General features: G+C 37.1%; 24 protein-coding genes and 3 pseudogenes. 9 read left to right on the forward strand and 18 right to left on the reverse strand.

The features are described 5' to 3' along the window. Positions 1–16 precede the first annotated feature (16 nt). A pseudogene (tnpC, locus tag JEU79_RS02355) lies at positions 17–1,541 on the forward strand (IS66 family transposase). On the opposite strand, the gene tnpC (JEU79_RS02360) reads toward tnpC (JEU79_RS02355), so the two are convergent. The 3 genes from tnpC (JEU79_RS02360) to JEU79_RS02370 all read right to left on the reverse strand — a co-directional run bounded on the left by tnpC (JEU79_RS02360) (position 1,524) and on the right by JEU79_RS02370 (position 3,657). Then, entirely contained in the window at positions 1,524–3,050 is a 1,527-nt protein-coding gene (gene tnpC / locus JEU79_RS02360; RefSeq protein WP_246539941.1) for an IS66 family transposase, read from the reverse strand. The pseudogene tnpC (JEU79_RS02355) and the gene tnpC (JEU79_RS02360) overlap by 18 nt on opposite strands. Positions 3,051–3,154: 104 nt before the next feature. Continuing rightward, positions 3,155–3,520, reverse strand: a complete 366-nt coding sequence (tnpB, locus tag JEU79_RS02365) for an IS66 family insertion sequence element accessory protein TnpB (protein ID WP_198262804.1) — start codon at positions 3,518–3,520, stop codon at positions 3,155–3,157. Beyond that, positions 3,517–3,657 (reverse strand): hypothetical protein, encoded by a 141-nt coding sequence (locus tag JEU79_RS02370; protein WP_198262805.1) that lies wholly within the window; start codon positions 3,655–3,657, stop codon positions 3,517–3,519. Before JEU79_RS02370 ends, tnpB (JEU79_RS02365) begins: the two co-directional genes overlap by 4 nt. A gap of 41 nt (positions 3,658–3,698) precedes the next feature. On the opposite strand from JEU79_RS02370, the pseudogene JEU79_RS02375 reads away from it, so the two are divergent. Beyond that, a pseudogene (locus tag JEU79_RS02375) lies at positions 3,699–4,853 on the forward strand (IS3 family transposase). Positions 4,854–5,002: 149 nt separating this feature from the next. Here the strand turns inward: JEU79_RS02375 and tnpA (JEU79_RS02380) are convergent. Beyond that, positions 5,003–5,269: an IS66 family insertion sequence element accessory protein TnpA gene (gene tnpA / locus JEU79_RS02380; RefSeq protein WP_198262806.1), complete on the reverse strand. Its 267-nt coding sequence runs from the start codon at positions 5,267–5,269 to the stop codon at positions 5,003–5,005. 270 nt (positions 5,270–5,539) lie between these two features. Here tnpA (JEU79_RS02380) and JEU79_RS02385 point away from each other — a divergent pair, with 270 nt between their 5' ends. The 7 genes from JEU79_RS02385 to JEU79_RS02415 all read left to right on the forward strand — a co-directional run bounded on the left by JEU79_RS02385 (position 5,540) and on the right by JEU79_RS02415 (position 12,267). Then, positions 5,540–6,418, forward strand: coding sequence for a phosphate/phosphite/phosphonate ABC transporter substrate-binding protein (locus tag JEU79_RS02385; RefSeq protein WP_198262807.1), 879 nt, complete (start codon positions 5,540–5,542; stop codon positions 6,416–6,418). Between the two features lie 42 nt (positions 6,419–6,460). Continuing rightward, complete coding sequence (locus tag JEU79_RS02390) at positions 6,461–8,113, forward strand: sensor histidine kinase (RefSeq protein ID WP_198262808.1); 1,653 nt, start codon at positions 6,461–6,463, stop codon at positions 8,111–8,113. 46 nt (positions 8,114–8,159) lie between these two features. Further along, on the forward strand, positions 8,160–9,731 hold the full coding sequence (locus JEU79_RS02395; RefSeq protein WP_198262809.1) for an EAL domain-containing protein: 1,572 nt from the start codon (positions 8,160–8,162) through the stop codon (positions 9,729–9,731). Between the two features lie 79 nt (positions 9,732–9,810). Next, complete coding sequence (gene tnpA / locus JEU79_RS02400) at positions 9,811–10,134, forward strand: IS66 family insertion sequence element accessory protein TnpA (RefSeq protein WP_198262602.1); 324 nt, start codon at positions 9,811–9,813, stop codon at positions 10,132–10,134. Further along, the gene (gene tnpB, locus JEU79_RS02405) at positions 10,131–10,460 is read left to right on the forward strand and encodes an IS66 family insertion sequence element accessory protein TnpB (RefSeq protein ID WP_198262810.1); all 330 of its coding nucleotides are present in this window, start codon (positions 10,131–10,133) and stop codon (positions 10,458–10,460) included. Before tnpA (JEU79_RS02400) ends, tnpB (JEU79_RS02405) begins: the two co-directional genes overlap by 4 nt. Positions 10,461–10,638: 178 nt before the next feature. Beyond that, complete coding sequence (gene tnpC, locus JEU79_RS02410) at positions 10,639–12,093, forward strand: IS66 family transposase (protein WP_425511136.1); 1,455 nt, start codon at positions 10,639–10,641, stop codon at positions 12,091–12,093. A 9-nt stretch (positions 12,094–12,102) separates the two neighbouring features. Beyond that, positions 12,103–12,267, forward strand: a complete 165-nt coding sequence (locus tag JEU79_RS02415; protein WP_198262811.1) for an EAL domain-containing protein — start codon at positions 12,103–12,105, stop codon at positions 12,265–12,267. A 188-nt stretch (positions 12,268–12,455) separates the two neighbouring features. Here the strand turns inward: JEU79_RS02415 and JEU79_RS02420 are convergent, their stop codons facing one another. The 14 genes and pseudogenes from JEU79_RS02420 to JEU79_RS02490 form a co-directional block, all read right to left on the reverse strand. Beyond that, entirely contained in the window at positions 12,456–12,614 is a 159-nt protein-coding gene (locus JEU79_RS02420) for a hypothetical protein (RefSeq protein WP_198262812.1), read from the reverse strand. Positions 12,615–13,314: 700 nt separating this feature from the next. Then, positions 13,315–14,120: pseudogene (locus JEU79_RS02425) on the reverse strand (IS3 family transposase); the annotation flags it as partial. A 343-nt stretch (positions 14,121–14,463) separates the two neighbouring features. Continuing rightward, positions 14,464–14,838 (reverse strand): hypothetical protein, encoded by a 375-nt coding sequence (locus JEU79_RS02435; RefSeq protein ID WP_198262814.1) that lies wholly within the window; start codon positions 14,836–14,838, stop codon positions 14,464–14,466. 630 nt (positions 14,839–15,468) lie between these two features. Further along, positions 15,469–16,116 carry an Eco57I restriction-modification methylase domain-containing protein gene (locus tag JEU79_RS02440; RefSeq protein ID WP_198262815.1) on the reverse strand — a complete coding sequence of 216 codons (648 nt, stop codon included), beginning with the start codon at positions 16,114–16,116 and terminating at the stop codon, positions 15,469–15,471. Beyond that, complete coding sequence (locus tag JEU79_RS02445) at positions 16,113–16,304, reverse strand: hypothetical protein (protein ID WP_198262480.1); 192 nt, start codon at positions 16,302–16,304, stop codon at positions 16,113–16,115. Before JEU79_RS02445 ends, JEU79_RS02440 begins: the two co-directional genes overlap by 4 nt. A gap of 117 nt (positions 16,305–16,421) precedes the next feature. Beyond that, positions 16,422–16,841, reverse strand: coding sequence for a cupredoxin domain-containing protein (locus JEU79_RS02450; RefSeq protein ID WP_198262481.1), 420 nt, complete (start codon positions 16,839–16,841; stop codon positions 16,422–16,424). Positions 16,842–16,885: 44 nt separating this feature from the next. Next, positions 16,886–17,146 carry a hypothetical protein gene (locus JEU79_RS02455; protein WP_198262816.1) on the reverse strand — a complete coding sequence of 87 codons (261 nt, stop codon included), beginning with the start codon at positions 17,144–17,146 and terminating at the stop codon, positions 16,886–16,888. A gap of 121 nt (positions 17,147–17,267) precedes the next feature. Beyond that, complete coding sequence (locus JEU79_RS02460; protein WP_198262483.1) at positions 17,268–17,567, reverse strand: hypothetical protein; 300 nt, start codon at positions 17,565–17,567, stop codon at positions 17,268–17,270. Positions 17,568–17,791: 224 nt separating this feature from the next. After that, a complete protein-coding gene (locus JEU79_RS27260; protein ID WP_281400817.1) occupies positions 17,792–17,917 on the reverse strand; it encodes a hypothetical protein in 126 nt (41 codons plus the stop codon). Positions 17,918–17,952: 35 nt separating this feature from the next. Continuing rightward, a complete protein-coding gene (locus tag JEU79_RS02470) occupies positions 17,953–18,762 on the reverse strand; it encodes an IS3 family transposase (protein ID WP_198262817.1) in 810 nt (269 codons plus the stop codon). A 94-nt stretch (positions 18,763–18,856) separates the two neighbouring features. After that, entirely contained in the window at positions 18,857–19,108 is a 252-nt protein-coding gene (locus tag JEU79_RS02475; protein WP_198262818.1) for a transposase, read from the reverse strand. A gap of 543 nt (positions 19,109–19,651) precedes the next feature. Next, the gene (locus tag JEU79_RS02480; protein ID WP_198262819.1) at positions 19,652–20,638 is read right to left on the reverse strand and encodes an IS1 family transposase; all 987 of its coding nucleotides are present in this window, start codon (positions 20,636–20,638) and stop codon (positions 19,652–19,654) included. A 67-nt stretch (positions 20,639–20,705) separates the two neighbouring features. Further along, positions 20,706–20,855, reverse strand: a complete 150-nt coding sequence (locus JEU79_RS02485; protein ID WP_198262820.1) for a hypothetical protein — start codon at positions 20,853–20,855, stop codon at positions 20,706–20,708. 87 nt (positions 20,856–20,942) lie between these two features. After that, the gene (locus tag JEU79_RS02490) at positions 20,943–21,383 is read right to left on the reverse strand and encodes a DsrE family protein (protein ID WP_198262821.1); all 441 of its coding nucleotides are present in this window, start codon (positions 21,381–21,383) and stop codon (positions 20,943–20,945) included. Positions 21,384–21,550 lie beyond the last annotated feature (167 nt).

Raw genomic sequence — 21,550 nt, forward strand, 5'->3', positions numbered from 1 at the left:
TAGTATAATATAACGCATGAGTTCAACAGACAAAATACTACCAGAAGAGATACCAACGCTCAAAAACAGGGTGCTTGAACTCCAGTCAAAAGTGGACTGGTATGAGACAATTTCGTCTGTTGCAACATAAACGGTTTGGTACTTCCAGTGAAAAGAAGTTCACCCCGACTTCTTTAATGAGGCAGAAACGTTCGCCGAAGAAGCACCGGAAGTCCGTGAAACCATTACTTATGAGCGTAAAAAGCCCGGTCGTAAGCCTTTACCTAAAGACCTACCTCGTAAAGTTGTTCGTCATGAGTTATCTGAAGCAGAACAAGTCTGTGACTGCGGTCATCACTTGCATGAAATTGGTGAAGAGACCTCAGAGCAACTGGAAATTGTTCCTGCTCAGGTATATGTTGTAGAACATGTTCAGGTTAAATATGCCTGTCGTGCTTGTGAGGAAGGCGTTAAAACTGCTCCTAAGCCTGCACAGCCCATTCCTAGAAGTTTTGCATCACCCAGCCTGCTGGCCTATATCATTGTTTCTAAATTCCTAGACAGCTTGCCTCTCTATCGACAGGAAGCGATATTTAAACGCTATAAGATAACACTTTCCAGAGCCAGTATGTCCAACTGGGTGCTTAAATCAGCTGAATTACTCAAACCCTTTTATAATCGGTTGTTGTATTATCTCATTAGGCAGAAAATCATCCAGGCCGATGAAACAACGATGCGAGTGATCCATGATGGACGTGAGAATTGCCCTAAATCTTATATGTGGCTCTATCAAAGTGGCGGCTATCATTCCAAGTGTCCCATTGTTTTGTATGAGTATCAGCCTACTCGTGCAGGCCAACATGCAAAACCTTTTTAACGGGGTTTTCAGGTTACCTGCAAACGGATGGCTTTCCCGGTTATCATATATTCGAAAATGAGAACAGTGAAGTCACTTTATTAGGCTGCATGGCACATGCTCGTCGCAAGTTCCATGATGCCTTAAAAGCATTACCCAAGAACAGTCAGAAAAAGCCTGGCATGGTACAAATGGCGATCAGTAAAATTGCTAAATTGTATGCGATTGAAAAACAAATCAAACCGCTCAATGCTGAACAACGTTACCTGATCCGTCAGGAAAAAAGCAAACCACTACTGGATGACTTTAAAAGTGGTGTGATGATAAAGTGACTAAAACAACAAAAGACAGTAAGTTGGGTGTCGCTATTCGTTATGTGATCAATCAATGGAAGTATCTGACTGTCTATCTTGAAGAGGGCAACCTCCAGATTGATAATAATATGGCAGAGCGGCGGATCAAACCCTTTGTGATTGGGCGCAAAAACTGGGTCATGAACCAAAATCCTCGTGGTGCTGAGGCCAGTGCTATTTTATATTCAATCGTGCAAACAGCGAAAGCAAACAACCTAGAGCCCTTTGCCTTTTTAACACACATTCTGACTGAGTTACCTAAGCTGGGCAGGCATTATGATGATGAGGCTTTAGAGCAATTGTTGCCATGGAATTTGACTGAAAAAATTCAGCCTTTAAATAAAGTGGAATGATACGTCAACGTGGGAAGTTTTGACGTATACCGAACAGCGTTCTTTACCTTTTCCAAATTTTTTAAAATTCCAGGGAAGCAATGCTTCCAGCTTTTCAACCGTATCCGCATAAGGTAATTGGGTTAATACATAGACCATATACGCATATGGCTCAATATCATTGGCCTTAGCGGTTTCAATAAAACTATAATGAACTGCACTGGCATGTGCACCCTTTGGCGTATCTGAAAATAACCAGGCCTTTCTACCCACGCAGAATGGACGGATAGCATTTTCTGCCAGCACATTACTGATATTCAACCGACCATCTTCACAATAAACAGTCAGCTTAGGCCATTGATTATTAATATAGGTGAGTGCTTTTCCTGTCAAGCTGTCGTTCGGCACTTTGCCCAGGGTGTTATCGACCCATGTTCTTATTTTCTCAAGAAGCGGCAGGCTCTGTTTCTGACGAACCTTAAATTTTTCATTAACACTGGCTTCTTTTATCTCACGCTCAATTAAATACAGCTTATTGATATGGGCCAGTGCCACATCGGCTTTTGTAGGCTTTTGATTGCTCTTTTTCTTTGGTTGTGCCGTCTGAGAATCTTTGAATTTACGGCGAGTGTGATCCCAGCAGCCGACCGATGTGGCATTATTTTGTGCACACACGGCATTGTAACCGGCATAGCCATCGGTTTGCAGATAGCCGCTAAAGCCATCAAGCAGGCGCAGTGGTACTTCCTTCTTACGAGAAGGATCGTATTCAAACAGCACACTGGGTTGTCCAGGTGGCCCGCCACGACTGACCCACATGTATTTGTTCGAATGAGCACTGAGTCCCGGCTCTTTTAATACTTTGAGCACCGTTTCATCCATTTGGATGATGTCACCCGACAGTTGATGTTCTCGCATGAGGTTGATGAGCGGCTGGAACTGATGAGCCAGTTTAATAGCCCAATTGGCCATGGTGGCTCGGGTTATATCGCCGCCATAGCGTGATAATATGCCTTCCATTCGATACAGAGGCAAACCATCGGCATATTTTGAGATAATGATGTGTGCCATCAGGTGAATACTGCCCATTGATTTAGGTAATGGATGTTTTGGCATGACCGCAGCTTTCATTGAACGACTGTCTGTGTCATTGGTGCCTGCAAAGACGGCTTTTTCCTGGAAGTATTCCAGTATTTGGACTTTAGCTGGAATGATATCCAGCTTCTCTGACTTTAGTGTAAAAACCTCAATGGCACCGGCTTTTTCTTCATCTGTCAGATCGATGAAGACAGGGACTCTTGGAATAGTCTTTGAGAAAGGCTTCCTGCCTGTTTTTTCTTTCTTCTTAGGCGAAGTGGTTTTAGGTTCAGGGAGCCCCTCATCGTCAGCCGCCTGCTCAGCTTCATCAAATAAGCGTTCCTGACCATCACTTTTTTCACTGCTGGGTGCAAAGCGTTTACTACGAGCCAGACGAAGGGCTTCTTCCAGTATTTTTATACGTTGGTTTTTCTGTTCAATGACACTCAACAATTCATTCTTGTCCGCGTGTGAAAAAGCGGAAAATATAGAGTCGTTTTGTGGATTCAGCCTTGTTTTGCATGGCTTTATTATAACAAAAAATAGACTAAAAGTACTTAAAATACAGACTCATAATGCAATTTCTTATGCGGTTTCATGACACTGATATCATAGCCGTCTAATAGCCAGTTGATTTGTTGTCCGGTGATATTCATCAGGTCATCTTCACCCTTTGGCCATTTGAACTTTTCTTCTGAGAGACTTTTGTAATAGAGTACAAAACCGGTATTATCCCAGAAGAGGCATTTAATTTTATTACGCTGACGATTGGTAAAGGCATACAGATGGCCTGCAAAAGGATTATGACCTAATTCACATTCAACAATGGCACTGAGGCCAATAAAACTTTTACGAAAATCAACAGGCTTCAGATAGAGATACACCTGTGGCAGGCTGAGTGATGGAAGTATGGCTGACTTCATTGGAACAATCCTGCTAATTGTTTTACCAGCTGTACATTATCGGCAGTCACCCCTTCAATGCGTAGCTGATTGGGTAATTCTACAATTAATGCTGAGGTGCGGGCTGAATAGTATAGTGGACCCCGAAAACTGGACAATAGGTTAAGATATAAGAGCTAACCTAACGGGGAACAAAAAAATGAGCACAAAAAGAAAAACATTCAACAACAAATTTAAAGCAAAAGTAGCCATTGAGGCTTTGAAAGGTCAAAAACAGTCGCAGAAATTGCGTCAGAATTTGAAGTGCACACCACCCAGGTCAATAGCTGGAAAAAGCAGATGCTTGATGGTGCAGCCGATACTTTTTCAAAAAAAATTAGAGAATAAAGATGCTGAACATGAAAAGGAAAAAGAACACCTGTACAGCCAAATAGGTCAACTAAAAGTAGAGGCTGACTGGCTGTCAAAAAAGTTGAAGATGTTCAACTGAGTAGAGCAGAAAAGCGGTGTTGCATAGAAAAAGAGCACCCTCAGTTGAGCATCAAAAACAATGTGAGCTTATCGGCCTGAACCGTTCAAGCTATTACTATCAACCTAAAAAGCCTCTGCAAAATAAAGATTTAACATTAATGAATTTGATTGATGAGTTGTACATAAAACATCCATTCTATGGCAGTCGTCAAATTCGTAATGCATTAAGATTGAAATGTTATAAAATTAATCGTAAAAAGTTCAACGGCTTATGCGGATCATGGGATTGGTTTCAGTGGCACCAAAACCCAATACCAGCAAGCCTTGCAAAGTAAATAACCTCTATCCATATTTGCTCAAAGGAATTGATATTAATAGGAATAACCAGGTTTGGTGCACAGATATCACGTATTTACGGATGCCACATGGATTTGTCTACCTAAGTGCTGTTATGGACTGGAGTAGCCGTTTTGTGCTGTCCTGGGAAGTGTCAACCAGCATGGAAGAAAGCTTTTGTATCAGTAGTCTGGAAACAGCACTGCGACGATATGGAAAGCCAGAAATCTTCAATACGGATCAAGGTGCTCAATATACTAGCAGAGCATTTACAGGTGTTCTAAAGGCCAATGATATAAAAATCAGCATGGACGGCAAAGGCAGAGCAATGGATAACATTATGATTGAACGACTCTGGCGAAGTGTAAAATATGAGGAAATTTACCTCAAGGATTACCAAAGTATTGATGAGCTAAAGAGCTCATTAAAGGAATATTTTGAGTTTTACAACCATGAACGACCACACAGTACACACGGTGGAAAAACGCCTGCAGAGATCTATGGCGTGATGAAAGAAGTTGTTCCAGACTTAAAACGGGCAGCATGATGAGAGGATAATCAACTTTACTGGCAACCGCCTTGTCCACATATCCACAGGCCAAGCCAGTAGCCCTGAGATATATCGCAAGCGTCTCTGGACTACTGGCAGACCTGTGGATATGTGGATAAGACTAATACTATAAATAACCAACAGAATTATATCTTAATATTTGAGAAAGCTGTCTTGACAATGGGGTCCACTGTATAGTGTGTCGGGGAAGATAGTTGAATAAAACCATTCCCCTTTGTCATCGCACTGGTTTGCGTTGTTGCACCCAGCAACTTACGCTTGTAATAGCCAAAACGTTTGATGGGTAGCCCATGTTCCTGACAATAGGATGCCTGGCTGATACTGTTTTCATTCCATTGATTAACGTGGTCTTGCCAAAATTGTTTTGAGTTGGCTTGGGTTTCTGGTTTCATTGATGTGCCTCATAATTAATCGATGGATTGATTATGAGGCAGGGGAGATATTTTTTGAATAACGCTAGATGGTTAAGCGCTTACGCCAAAAAAATATTTAGAAAACTGTCCGGAAAAGTGTTGACACATCATAACTAATAAAGGGAAATTAAAAACTAAAAGATTAAACTTGAAATTATTATGATTTATATCAATTTATGCTATTGAAATTGAATAATATGAATATGTCTACTAAACTGACAATAGACTTTATCTAATTGGACATTTTAAATGAAATATTTGGCTGTATTTATTTTACTTTTTACCACTTTATCTTTCTCTACTCTTTCTGCTGAAGAATTAAAGTCTTCGAACACTGTTTCAAAAAACAAGCCTCATTTGTTTGTGATATCTGGTGTGATAGTTAATAGTTCGAATAGTAAAAAAATCGATGATTTTGTTCAAATGATTGCCAGAAAATCTGGCTATCCATTAAAACCCTATTTTGTAGACTCTTATGCTCGTTTATCACAAATTCTTCGAGATAAGCCTGATTCTTTAGCCTGGACATGTGGTGCACCGTTCGTAGAAGACAACATTAAAGATCAACAGCAATTGATTGCTGTGCCCTTATTAAATAAGCTACCGACCTATAGTAGTTATGTTGTGACTAAAAAATCGGCTAAAGGTACAAAGTTGATAGATTTTAAAGGTAAGATTCTTGCTTATTCCGATCTCCGTTCAAATTCTGGTTTTGTAGCCCCATCAATTGTTCTAAAGAATAATGGGGCTGATATTGAAGATTTTTTTCGAGTTAAAATAAATGCAGGCACTCATGAAAAAAGTATTGATGCCATCTATCGTGGTATTGCAGATGTCGGTGCCATTGATGAATATATATGGGATAACTATACAAAGGATAAACCTGAAATTTTAGACCGGTTACATATTATAGAAAAAATAGGTCCATTTCCTTTCACACCCATTGTAGCGGGCAGTCAGGTGAATGAAGAAACAATCAATAACATTAAGAAAGCTTTAATTAATATGACTGCTAATGAATTAAAACACTTTAATGAGCAATTTCAAATGGATGGCTTTGTAGAAAAGGAGGATAGTTTTTACCAGCCTATAAAAGAAATGATGCTAAAGTTAGGTTATCAGCTTTAAATTAATAAGAGAAAAGTTAATAATGTTATCAATAGGGATATCATGCTAAAAATAATTGAACAATCATTTAAACGAAAAATTATATTTTTGATGCTCACGGTATCAATTATTTTTAGCATACCTATTTTTTATGCGTATTATACCAGTGAGAAGGACAAGTTAAATGATATTTTAAAAAGACAGATCACTCAATTATCGCAAAAATTTTCCTTAGTAGTAAAAAAAGATGTTCTTTATAATAATTATTTAACCTTATCAGATGATATTTTTGATGTTTATAATTATAGTTTGCGTACCAAAGAAAAAAAAGGCAGTCTCTATAGTATCCTAAGCATTGCGGTGATAGATGCCGATGGCAATATCTTAGGTCATTCAAGTCCCGGTGATAACCCAATATTAACCCACTATAAGCATGACCTGACTCTGACAAAAAAATCTCCCCTCATCGAACAAGAAAAAACCACCCTTCATTGGCCAGAAGATTCAAATCTTATCAAAATAAGAACGCCCATTTTTCTAAACTCAGAAATTATTGGCTATATCATTATAGATATTGATGCCATTATTCTAAAAAGTAATGAACGTAAACTTCAGCTTAATATTTTTATTATCTTTTTAATTTTGGTTATTACACTAATAACCATCATCATAATTTTAAGTTCATGGATAGAAAAACCACTCTCCTATATCATGTCACAAGTAAATAATATAGGTAATGGCGACATAAATTTTCCTGAACTGGAAAAAAGAGAAGATGAATTCTTTGTCCTTGCCAATGCACTTAAATATGCAGATAGACGTATCCATCAACAAACACAAGATTTAATAAATAATAAACGAGAACTTGAAAACAAAGTACAAGAGCGAACCAAGGAATTAGAAGCAAGTAGCATAGAACTCAGTCAGGCAATGGAAGTCCTACAACACTCTCAGAAGCAATTAATTGAATCAGAAAAAATGTCATCACTAGGCAGTCTTGTTGCTGGGGTAGCACATGAAATTAATACACCTATTGGCATTAGCCTAACGGGTATTACCCATATTCAGTCTGAAACAAAAACAATTATCGATTCGATGAAAGAGGAAATATTAGGCCGAAATGCCCTCGTTGATTATCTTGAGATGATTGATGAAATGTCTAACTCAATGCATCTGAGTCTTATCAGTGCTGCCGATCTTATTCGCTCTTTCAAACAAGTCGCTGTTGACCAACATATTGAAGATAAACGTACTTTTGATTTGAGGGAATATGTTGATGAAATCTTGCGCAGTTTGCACAATAAAATCAAACATACCAATATCACTATCATTAACAACATATCACGAAATGTGCTTATCCATTCTTATGCCGGTATCTATTCTCAAGTGATGACCAATTTCATTATGAACTCCATTAACCATGGTTTTGATGAGGGTCAGGAGGGTGAAATTATTATCTCGGGCAAGTTTGAAGGAAAATTTCTTGAAATCACTTATTCTGATACAGGCAAAGGTATTGATAGTGAAATAATTGATAAGATCTTCGACCCATTTTTTACCACAAAATTAGGTCAGGGTGGTAGTGGTCTTGGCTTGAACATCGTATATAATTTGATTACCCATAAATTGAATGGTGAAATTACCTGTGAAAATCTATTATCAGGTGGCATTATTATGTTTATAAAAATACCGCTTTCGGAACTAAAAATTGAATAAAATAGCATTTATAAAATACTATTTTAATTTTGGAAATAATAAATAAATGAATGATACTCTTTTTTTAGTTGATGATAATAAAAATAAAGAAAACCATAAGCATTGGAAAGTATTAATCGTGGACGATGACCAATCTGTTCACACCGTCACCAATGTCGCACTCAAAAACAAATTATTTGATGGCAAAAAATTGCAAATTTTAACAGCAATGAGCGCCAAGGAGGCAAAGAAAATATTAGCTCAGCATGACGATATTGCACTGGCACTTATTGATGTAGTCATGGAAACGCCTGATGCAGGTTTAGAGCTCATCAATCATATTCGTAATGACCTTGACAATGAAATGATTCGCCTTGTTTTACGTACAGGTCAACCCAATCAAGCTCCTGAAGAAAGTGTTATCAACCTTTATGATATTAATGATTATAAAGAAAAAACAGAACTGACCGCGCAAAAGCTTTACACCCTACTTCGAACTTCCCTAAAACAATATGCACAAATACAAGCACTTAAAGAAAGTCGAGATGAAATTTATAAAAAAATGACCACCAATGAAGTAACACGATTACCCAATCGTATGAAGCTTAATGATACATTGGATTCTATTGGTCAAAAATCCTTAATCTTGATAAATATAGATGACTTTAGTAGCATTAATGATACACAAGGTTATGATATCGGCGATCAATTATTGCAATCATTTGCTGAGTTTCTGACCACAAAATTGTGTGGTGACGCTATCGTGTTTCATTTACAAGCCGATGAGTTTGCACTATTACTTTATGACGATGATATTGAGGAAACTCAAAGATATGTAAAAATGCTTAAAGAAGATGTAGCAGCTCATACCTTTAATGCAGGTATCAATTCATTATTGATTACCGTAAGCATTGGTATTGTCTTACATGAAAGCGGTAATATAATACAAAAAGCGGAATATGCTCTAAAAGAAGCCCGCCATTATGGCAAAAATCATTCTCAAACCTATACTGATGACTTAAATATCATCCGTACGATTCATGCCAATTCTTTATGGACTGCTCGTGTCCGTAAAGCAATTATAGACAATCGTATTCATGCTTATTTTCAGCCTATTATTAATTTAACGACTAACAAAATTGACAAATATGAAACACTAATCCGACTAGAATATGATGGCGAAATTTTTTCTCCTAGTCATTTTTTAGAAGCCGCATTTTATAGTTGTCAGATTTTTGATATGTTTAAAATCATGTTTGCCAAAGCCTGTGAACAAACTAGCAATAGTGAAACATCGTTTAGTATCAATGTCAGTGAATATGATTTGAAAAACCCGATGTTTTTTGAATTTATTAAAACCACATTAATAAATTCAAATACCTCACCTGATAAAATAACCCTAGAGATTTTAGAACATAAAAGTATTTCTAGTGAAATAGAAATTCAAAAATTAATTAATCAATTACATGATTTCGGTTTAAAGATTTCGATTGATGACTTTGGTTCACATTGTTCAAATTTTGCTCAACTTTGTAATATCAGTATTGACTATATCAAGATCGATGGTATTTTTATTAAAGATATTGTAGAAAATAAAGAGTCCCAGATTATTTCCAAGACTATCATTGATTATGCGTAAACGTCAATTAAAACCCACGTTCACAATAAGCTTCAGTTAGCTCAAACTATGATCTTCAATTCGTAATTTGGAGATACAAATGAGCAACCATTCAAAAGATGCTTCGATGAAGCAACACATAGAGGCCTGCCAAGCCAGTAACTTAAGCCAGGCAGTTTATTGTCAACAACATAAGATACCCTCTCATATTTTTAGCTATTATCGAAAGAAGTTGGGTTATGTTAGCTCATCAAAACAGGTCAACACCAACAATCAACTCATTCCCATTAATTTACTGGCCAATTCCCCCACAAGCAATGCAATTAAAGTAAGCCATACCAATGGTTTCAGTTTGGAAATCAATTCTGATACGAACCTGAATCAGCTCAAGTCCATTCTGGATTTGCTCAGGACTGTTTCATGATAACGGGCATCACAGTCAATCAGGTTTATCTGGTTTCTGGTGTTACCGATATGAGAAAAGCAACCAATGGGCTATCACTGATTGTCTCAGAGCAATTGGAACACAATCCCTTTGATGGCAGTGTCTTTGTTTTTGTAATCGTCAGCGAGATAAACTTAAAATACTGTACTGGGAGCGTAATGGTTTCTGGCTTTACTATCGTACACTTGAAAAGGGAAATTCCAGTGGCCGATGGAAAAAGAACAACCCACTCTTTCGTTAACACTGAGAGAATTACAGTGGTTACTGGATGGTTTATCTTGCACACAACACCATGCTCACCCTGAAATTCATGGTCTGGAAAACAACTAAAAAAGTCCCTTTAGATGCGCATTAAACAGAATAAATACAAGCATTTAACGCTCATTTTTAGTATAATATAACGCATGAGTTCAACAGACAAAATACTACCAGAAGAGATACCAACAACGCAAAAAAAACAGGGTGCTTGAACTCCAGTCAAAAGTGGACTGGTATGAGGAACAATTTCGTCTGTTGCAACACAAACGGTTTGGTACTTCCAGTGAAAAAGAAGCCCACCCCGACTTCTTTAATGAGGCAGAAACGTTCGCCGAAGAAGCACCGGAAGTCCGTGAAACCATTACTTATGAGCGTAAAAAGCCCGGTCGTAAGCCTTTACCTAAAGACCTACCTCGTAAAGTTGTTCGTCATGAGTTATCTGAAGCAGAACAAGTCTGTGACTGCGGTCATCACTTGCATGAAATTGGTGAAGAGACCTCAGAGCAACTGGAAATTGTTCCTGCTCAGGTATATGTTGTAGAACATGTTCAGGTTAAATATGCCTGTCGTGCTTGTGAGGAAGGCGTTAAAACTGCTCCTAAGCCTGCACAGCCCATTCCTAGAAGTTTTGCATCACCCAGCCTGCTGGCCTATATCATTGTTTCTAAATTCCTAGACAGCTTGCCTCTCTATCGACAGGAAGCGATATTTAAACGCTATAAGATAACACTTTCCAGAGCCAGTATGTCCAACTGGGTGCTTAAATCAGCTGAATTACTCAAACCCTTTTATAATCGGTTGTTGTATTATCTCATTAGGCAGAAAATCATCCAGGCCGATGAAACAACGATGCGAGTGATCCATGATGGACGTGAGAATTGCCCTAAATCTTATATGTGGCTCTATCAAAGTGGCGGCTATCATTCCAAGTGTCCCATTGTTTTGTATGAGTATCAGCCTACTCGTGCAGGCCAACATGCCAAAACCTTTTTAACGGGGTTTTCAGGTTACCTGCAAACGGATGGCTTTCCCGGTTATCATATATTCGAAAATGAGAACAGTGAAGTCACTTTATTAGGCTGCATGGCACATGCTCGTCGCAAGTTCCATGATGCCTTAAAAGCATTACCCAAGAACAGTCAGAAAAAGCCTGGCATGGTACAAATGGCGATCAGTAAAATTGCTAAATTGTATGCGATTGAAAAACAAATCAAACCGCTCAATGCTGAACAACGTTACCTGATCCGTCAGGAAAAAAGCAAACCACTACTGGATGACTTTAAAAAGTGGTGTGATGATAAAGTGACTAAAACAACAAAAGACAGTAAGTTGGGTGTCGCTATTCGTTATGTGATCAATCAATGGAAGTATCTGACTGTCTATCTTGAAGAGGGCAACCTCCAGATTGATAATAATATGGCAGAGCGGCGGATCAAACCCTTTGTGATTGGGCGCAAAAACTGGGTCATGAACCAAAATCCTCGTGGTGCTGAGGCCAGTGCTATTTTATATTCAATCGTGCAAACAGCGAAAGCAAACAACCTAGAGCCCTTTGCCTTTTTAACACACATTCTGACTGAGTTACCTAAGCTGGGCAGGCATTATGATGATGAGGCTTTAGAGCAATTGTTGCCATGGAATTTGACTGAAAAAATTCAGCCTTTAAATAAAGTGGAATGATACGTCAACGTGGGAAGTTTTGACGTATACGATTATGCTCATCAGAAAAACATTCCAGTGATCGCTGAGTATGTCTGTTCAAAAGAAGTGTATGATTATGTTAAATCGATTGGTGCTGATTATGCACAGGGTTATTATATTGGAGAGCCGCAGAAAGAATTATTAACTGATTAAAACTATGGTAATAAATATGGGTTAAATAATAAAAAGGCATAGAGCAACCTTGTTTACACTTCAGATGTAGGATGTGGTGAGGAACGAACCGCATCAATGTCTAAACCAAAGCCTTTAAACAAACGATTTGGGTGTAGTTCCTTTAAAACGACAAAATTCATTACCCAAAGTTGTTAACCTCTAAAAAATCATAATTTCTTTTTTTTTGACATTTTCTTATAAAACTTCCAATACATTTCAAAGTCACCACTGGATTTTAGTGAGCGTAATTTCAATACTGCTTCTGCTCCCTGCAGACTCCAACGAGCACCGGTTATATCAAGTCGGTCATTAATGAGGGACGGCATGCAACTTCAATAACGCCACTGGCAATAGGATAACCCGCTTTTAATGCGATGCCATACTGCAACCGCTCTTTATTTTTTGGTAAATAATCAGCACATTTATCAATATTTTCTCTACTTTCTATTTTCCGTCTTGTGGCACTGAGTCTGATCCCTTTGGCTACTTGTGAACAATGGCCATTAAGTATTTTGACTGCTCTTTCAGCTATCCATTCCTCAACCGCTTCGTCACCTTTATCAAAGAAGCACCAAGCTGCTTTCAGAGATATTCCAAGACATGGATAAAGTCCATTACAATAGTTGCTTTGATGCTCAGTTTCTTCATCACTTTTTTGATGAGTTTGATCTGGTGAGGTAAACCATCAATTAAAATAACCCATTCCCTCTTTTGTTTTGGATCTCTTTGTAGTGCTGATGTGTCAACACTTTTCCGGACAGTTTTCTAAATATTTTTTTGGCTGTTTCAAGTGATTTTTGTCATTTTGTATTTCCTATCATTTTAGTTTCTCATGTTAACTTTAAACAGATGAAGAGAAAGGGCTTTGCCCTCTGGAACGATAGAGCCGTTCCATTCACCCAAGGTATTTTCACAACGGTAATGATCCTGTTACAATATCTTCACGGCACAGGCTGAGGAGCCGATGGCCGTCAACGGTAATGGGCGGCATTTATGTCGCCTTTTACCCCTCTTCAATCAATCGATTTAAGCTATTTCCTGCTGTATTTCATAATCGACTGGTGACAAATAATCATTAGCCGAATGAAGTCGCTCCCGATTATAAAATACCTCAATATATTCAAATGTTGCCTGCTTTGCTTCTACTCTGGTTTTGAATCGACAATGGTGCGTCAATTCAGTTTTCAAACTATGAAAGAAGCTCTCTGATACAGCATTGTCCCAGCAATTTCCTTTGCGGCTCATAGACTGAATTATGTTATGATCCGACAATATTTTTCTATGACTATCAGAGGCATATTGGCTACCTCGGTCAGTATGCCAAAGCAATCCATCCATTGGTTTACGCTTCCATATGGCCATCAGTAAAGCATCATTGACTAGCTTGGCTTTCATTCGCTCATCCATCGACCAGCCAACAATTTGCCTAGAGAATAAGTCAATGACAACCGCTAAATATAACCAGCCTTCCTTGGTGGCAATATAGGTAATATCACCCACATAGTAGCGATCAGGTTGAGAGACAGTAAACTCTCTTTCCAGTAAATTTGGAGATATACGCTTATTATGCTTGGAATTAGTCGTCGCTTTAAAGCGTCTCTTCGTTTTACAAAACAAACCGGCTTTTTTCATTAATCGACCAATTCTCCGGCGGCTTATATGAACGCCTTTTTCAGCCAGTTTTTTCTTTTAAGACGACGGGTTCCATAAGTCTTGCGACTGTCTTCAAACAGTTTTTTTAGCTGCTCAGTAAGCGCTTCATTTTCTTTCTCTCTATCCGTTTTAGGAGAGCTAACCCAATCATAATAGCAACTACCTGGCAGTCTGAGAAACGGGTTGATCCGTCTCATTAGCTAATTTGACAGCTGATTCTTTAAATTCTGATGTATAGCTTTTATTCGGTTTTTTTGTTTGATCATTCATTTTAGGTCACACTTTTTATCTTTTAGTTATTTTAAGTTGTGTGTCCGGTTAAGTATAGCCACATTAGTGCTTCCGCTTCCTCAATAACAGTTTCTCGCCTCGCTCAAACTCGCCCCCGCTTATTTCTAACAAGCCGATAAACAAAGGTGTTGATATTTTTGTATAAAAACACCCATATTTGCTCAAAGTAATGAATTTCCAAGTTTAGAAATAGTTTTTAACAATGCTTGTCTTTTGATTTTGTTATCTTCATTATGTGCTACTACTTAATAATGCTGATAACTCTTTATGTTTCTTATTATCTGCATCAAATTCTGGTAAATTCATGTGTTTAAACACATTACCCACTTGAATTGAAATATTATGACTATCAATAAAAGCTTGTACTGTAGAGCTGTTTAGTAAACCACAAAGATAATAGGCTGGCTCTGAATCATAAAAATCAACAAAAAACAATTTGTGGTCGGGAACAAAAACTTTTTGACCACTGATAGGATCGTTACCTTTTGTAATGACTGCCGCTCTAAATGATTTATTGCCAGGCTGTTCAGGCCATACCACTTTAAATGGTGCGAAAGTATAACTGCCAACATTTGAAATACAGAAATAAGGTGCGTGTTCTGTCATTCGTTTGCTATATGTTGATCTTAAAATAAGCTGGTCTTGATAGGTGCTAAAAAATCCTTCACACTTTGGTTTGTCTTCCATGTCATTTTCACAATCTTCTAATAACTGTTTTGTGATCCCTTATTAGGCACCAGTACATATAAATCTTTTTTGATTGAGACATAACATTCCTGTATATCTCCAGCCCCTTAACTAAAGGATATAGAAAATCAGGTTCTATCCAAAACTTTCTTGCTGGTTTTACTTTTTCATTTCTTCCAAAGTCAGGGCAGGTTTCAATTTGCACCAAATTATTATTTTTATTTGTATCAATAATTTTTACAAAATAAATACCATTTAATTCTGTGGTTACTCCTTTTCTGCCGTTAACCCAAGTGCTTGCACCAGTGATCTTTTAAATGCTTTAAAACCACCTTTCGGTGTAATAGCCCATGGTGAATCACCTCCCGTAACAGGGGTTGCCTCACACTTATCAATGTCAACTGAATCAAGAGCTTCTTGTTTTGTGAGGTGAGCAGGGATTGCTTTTTTATTTCCTTTAGCCGCTTCCCATATAGCATAGGGTATAGGATATTTTATTGTGTTACCTTTGCATTTTTAGCAATAAAAATAGCTGTTTTATTGGCTGCATCAGGAAATGGCTTTAAAGCTTTTTAGATCATCAATCCCTACAGGTTGAATGATCTGATTATTTCCGATATAAAATGATCGAAAACCTGCTGAAGATGGTGATTGAAAATGAGTTTGCGTGATAACAAATGCTAAAATTCCGTCTTCATCTTTGAGCCATTTATCTGCAACGGTATAGGTGATCATTCCTGATATATCAAGTTCATTTCCACCATGAAATTTTGTTTTTGAGAAAATTCCATAATGATCACAGGTTGGCTTTATACGTTCACGGTATAATTCGGGTAATTTTGACCATCTGACCCAAGGTGGATTACCAACAACCACATCAAACTTTCCTGCAATAGCAGACCAGAAGAAATTACGCACTATACGAAACCAGATACCATTCCAGTTTCTTTCATGTAAATCCAGAATTTTTTCATAAGTATGCTTGAGTGGTGATCTCCATTCTTTCATTTCATTGGATGTAATTAATTTTTTTTGTATTAATTTTTTTTCTGTCTCACGCCACTGAGTACTTTTTGAAACTAAATTATCCATTAGTAAAAATACGGAATCTAAACGACTTCTATCAAAAGCCAATTCTGAAGGCAATAAAATTTCAAGATCGGCTACTTCACTACCAATTTTATAAGAGACAATCAATTCATCTTTTTAGGATTTCGAGCTGGGGAATACACTGCATCCGCTAAAAGAATCGGTATTTCTATATCTGTTCCTTTGTTATTGTCTAATAAATCAGAAATAGCGATTAATATATTCACTCGGGCAGTCTGGACTGCTAAAGGATTTAAATCAAAGCCCCAGACATTGTTTATGATGTGTTTTAACACTTCTAAATCACCCCACCCATCATCTGTTGCTTGTATTTTTATTTTCCTGATTAAAGCCAGTAAGAAAGAAGCTGAACCACATGTTGGATCAAGAAATCGTTGAGTTAAAAAAATTTTTTACATTGATTCTATCCAGAGTGACTTCAACCAACCATTCTGGTGTATAAACTTCACCCAGACTTTTCGTAGCTCATTTGGCACGAGATCTTGATAAAACGACTTAAGAACATCTTTTGAACGTGCGGAAGTTAATTTATCCGCTCTATACATGGAGAATGAAAGCAAAATACCTTTTAATCCATCAATTATTTTGGCTTGATGTTGTTTCAATCTTGCAACATCAAGATACCAACTGAAAATAACTTCTTCTCCAAACCCATTTATTCCAGCACCAGAAAAGAAATTACCCTGTTCAATTTCATATTCCATTCGGTCAATTAATAATTGACCATCAAGGCTGACTGTTTCTCTGATAAATCCTTTATAAGTGGTTAGTGCATGTTCGGCAACAACTTCTGCACCAAGAATTTTTATCAAAAGAGAGTTGTAAGTATGTATGACAAAAAGTGCAACAGGGATCTTCAATTCTTCAGACTTTTTTGTTCAGAGAAATTGACTTGAAATCCAATATTATCAAGAATCCCATTCACTTGGCTGATGGAAAGATTTGATGTTTGTCCATAAAGAGCTTTCCACTCTTCAAAGATCATTTTTATTTTATTATTATTTTTCTTTTCCAGTCGCTCTGATAATGCGTCAGATAAAGCCTGTAACATATTACAGCCAGCATCAGAACTATGACCAAAATCAGTGATTAGATTTCTGATGTAACAGGAACCCATTTACAATCAGTCAGAGCCTTAACTATCAAAGATACACTGGATTCACTTAATGGTAATAATGCATCATGAACTATTTTTCCTCGGCTGTACCGTGCAAATGCAATATGCTCTGCATCGGTAACTATTCCAATATAATCCTCATTGTCGAGGGATTCGAGTTTAGCACGAGTCGGGATATATTTTTTAAGCGATCAAACACCGCATTTTTAAATGCAGAACTGGAAGTACTGCCATTAAATAAGCCCTTATCCTTAAATTCAATAATAACTCTGTTATAACTGGCATCAACTCTTTGCCTCTCCATTTGAAAAGGAATATTTAAAGCATCACCAATAATCTTTATCCATCCCTGGCGTACTTCTGTTTCATTGAGCCAGTTACCTTTGTCTTTCTTAAGTTGTTTGAAAATTGTTTTATTCATAATGGCTCATAGTTAATTAGGTGAAAAATAAATGATGTCTTCTGGACTAACAATGCCTTTTGCCAGACCTAAACGCATAGCGGGTGTTTTTTTGTCTTTTCCTGCAATACAATAATTATAATAAACTCGGAATATATCGAGTAACTTAACAATGTTCTTTGGGTTGTAAGCAGAATACCCATACCACCTTCTGCCAGAACTGCTGGCAGATGAAATAGCTCGCTCTAATAATGATAATCTACGTCTAACCTGCATAAAAAATTATCAATCCCATGCATGGAGGCTTTGTTATATAACCATGCCTGATGGTCTTCATCATAGTGATGTGTCACAACGGTAATGGGCGGCATTTATGTCGCCTTTTACCCCTCTTCAATCAATCGATTTAAGCTATTTCCTGCTGTATTTCATAATCGACTGGTGACAAATAATCATTAGCCGAATGAAGTCGCTCCCGATTATAAAATACCTCAATATATTCAAATATTGCCTGCTTTGCTTCTACTCTGGTTTTGAATCGACAATGGTGCGTCAATTCAGTTTTCAAACTATGAAAGAAGCTCTCTGATACAGCATTGTCCCAGCAATTTCCTTTGCGGCTCATAGACTGAATTATGTTATGATCCGACAATATTTTTCTATGACTATCAGAGGCATATTGGCTACCTCGGTCAGTATGCCAAAGCAATCCATCCATTGGTTTACGCTTCCATATGGCCATCAGTAAAGCATCATTGACTAGCTTGGCTTTCATTCGCTCATCCATCGACCAGCCAACAATTTGCCTAGAGAATAAGTCAATGACAACCGCTAAATATAACCAGCCTTCCTTTGGTGGCAATATAGGTAATATCACCCACATAGTAGCGATCAGGTTGAGAGACAGTAAACTCTCTTTCCAGTAAATTTGGAGATATACGCTTATTATGCTTGGAATTAGTCGTCGCTTTAAAGCGTCTCTTCGTTTTACAAAACAAACCGGCTTTTTCATTAATCGACCAATTCTCCGGCGGCTTATATGAACGCCTTTTTCAGCCAGTTTTCTTTTTAAGACGACGGGTTCCATAAGTCTTGCGACTGTCTTCAAACAGTTTTTTAGCTGCTCAGTAAGCGCTTCATTTTCTTTCTCTCTATCCGTTTTAGGAGAGCTAACCCAATCATAATAGCAACTACGGAAACATCCATAAAACGGCACAGAATCGTTACCGGGTAATCTTTAGCCTGATCAGTTATCCATGCGTACTTCACAAAGTTTCCCTTGCAAAGTACGCTGTGGCCTTTTTAATAAATCACGCTCCTGAATCACTTTTGCCAATTCTTTTTTCAGACGTTTCATCATAAATGTGTTCATCACTTCTATTGGCTACCGTCTTCACCGGTTTGGAATATTTACTGATCCAGGTATGTAGAGTATTTACATTAACACCTAGCTCCCTGGCAGTCTGAGAAACGGGTTGATCCGTCTCATTAGCTAATTTGACAGCTGATTCTTTAAATTCTGATGTATAGCTTTTATTCGGTTTTTTTGTTTGATCATTCATTTTAGGTCACACTTTTTATCTTTTAGTTATTTTAAGTTGTGTGTCCGGTTAAGTATAGCCACATTATAGTCACCATAATCAGTAAGATAACAAATCGCTTTTTCTGGTTCAGACATATTAGGAAAAGGGTGTAAAAGCCATTTATCTTTCCAGTTTCCAATTTCCTGCATGTTTTCTAATCGATCTTTTATTATTTTTAATTTTATTTTATTTTTTGATAAATCAGGGTGTTCTTTTGCTGATCTGAAAAATAGTTCCTGGAATCATTTAAAGTTCTCCGCTTTTCATCAACAGTTAAATCCTTTGTTATTCGAACATAAAAAGCATCACAGCTTCTATTTTTTATTTCGTTATGGAAAGCTGTTAAGCAGGTTGCTCTCATTCCAGAATCTTGATCTCAAAAAGAATCTGATTTTTTTCAACACCACTGAACAATTTATGTATAAAAAGAAATGTCCATACATCGTATATTCAGAATGGATCTGCATTCCATTTTGAGGCAATTTTTGTACTTGATAGAGAGCTTCTGATTCTTCTATATCATCACGAGAAATTGCATCCTTGTATGTTGCTGATATATCGGCACTTAAAGATGATCCATTTGTCTTTTTGGATCTTGAATTTTTTCACACTCTCTTTATAATCACCATTCAACCAGAATCTTGCATGTTTTCGATAGGCGTATTGGGCATTATAATCATTAACAGATAAAGCATTTTCTTCTATTTCAATAGGGCTAATACAAGGATCATAGTTTAAATTCATTTGAAATACGTAGCCTGTTTCATTGTCAGCAGCACTACCGATTGCTGAAAGTTTAATATTTCGTTTATCTTCTCGTCTTGTCCAATTAACAATATATTCCTGTCTATCCACGCTAACATAAAGTCGCTTTATATTGCTTTTAATTAACCTCTGTTCTCTTTCTGATACAAAGGTCATGCACTGTTTATGCAGAAAATCAATTTTTGCATAAACAGTCGCCATACCAACATCAGCAACTTCACAGATTCGCCTTAAAGGGGATTTATTCATTAGAAGTTTGAAAATAAGATTGTTTTTATGAGGCTGTTTTTGACCAGTTGTAGATTGTTTAACTGAAAATGTTTTCTTACAAGACTTGCATCGATAACGACTAGAACCTGATTTTGTTTTCCCAAAAGACTGGTAAAATTCTTTTCCTAACTTAATACTAATGAGATTATTTTTACATGAATTATCAGGGCATGACACCTCTGGAGTTTCTTTTAAATATTCTTCAATTCGCTGTAATTCATCCCAAATTCCTTGATTGCTCTTAACTGGGAATAACTCATTACAAGACTTGCAAATCAGTTTAGTAACTGGCTTTCGACTACCACTTGATAATTTGTAGCAGTCTTTTTGTGATTTATGGAGTTTAACTTGGCTTTCTGTGCTGGCAGGAACACCATAATTTTGGCACAATGGATTTTTGCAAAAATTAACCTGAATATCGTTAATTTCAACTGGAATTCTTGGTTGTTTTATATCAGAAGATATTTTATCCATTTAGATATCCCCTTAAATGTTGATTTTACAAGAATAATAGCTTAATTTATCGCATTTATCAACACCTTTATTTATCGGCTTGAACTTTTGCACGAGGTGCACTACCCTGCACTTCTGTACCTTGTACCATTAACCAGTTGACGGCTTGCGCCTGACTAGCTACGAAAAATGAACAGCCAACAGCGGCTGCCATAAGTGAATTTTGAATTATTTTCATTTATTTAATCCCAAATATTAATTTAATATCAGTATTTATTGTTATACAGTTTGAGCACATTGATGCCCTAACTGAGTTAGTCAGCAATTATGGTTTAACTAAAGTATAGCCTTCAGCAACCAAGTCCATGATGCGTACAACGCCAGCAGAAACTGGAACAGCAACAGGATTAAGCTCAGGTGCATGACCTAATTTCTTAGTGAATGCTTTGATAGTATTCTTACATGCAGAAAACTGTACGCCTTCAGCACTCAAATTCTTGATACGACCGGTATTTATATTATCAAGTGTTAATAATCTCAAACCTGGACCAAAAGCAACAATTTCAACGTCCACTTTTTCTGAACCATAATGTTTCAGGATGTTACTTGCTACGTTAAGTACTAAAGTTTGTTTGAAAGGGTTGGGATCACTGATTTGTAAAACCACATGTTTTTCTGCAAAAGGCTTCGCTTCGCTGGCGAATCCCGTGATTGGTGCAAATGCAAGCATTAGTAATAATGCCGCAAAAATCATTTTTTGGTACATTGGAGCTCCTCTTTTTATTGTAATAATCTCTAGTAAGACGCAGTTGTTCCCATTTTATTCCATAAATAATAAAAATAAGTTGTTGTTTTATATAGTATTATATAATTATTAACTAATATAGATATTGATTCGCATTAGCAATTCGCTACAATGACAGTCTTTATTGA

The organism is sulfur-oxidizing endosymbiont of Gigantopelta aegis (genome assembly GCF_016097415.1).
GTDB lineage: Bacteria > Pseudomonadota > Gammaproteobacteria > GRL18 > GRL18 > GRL18.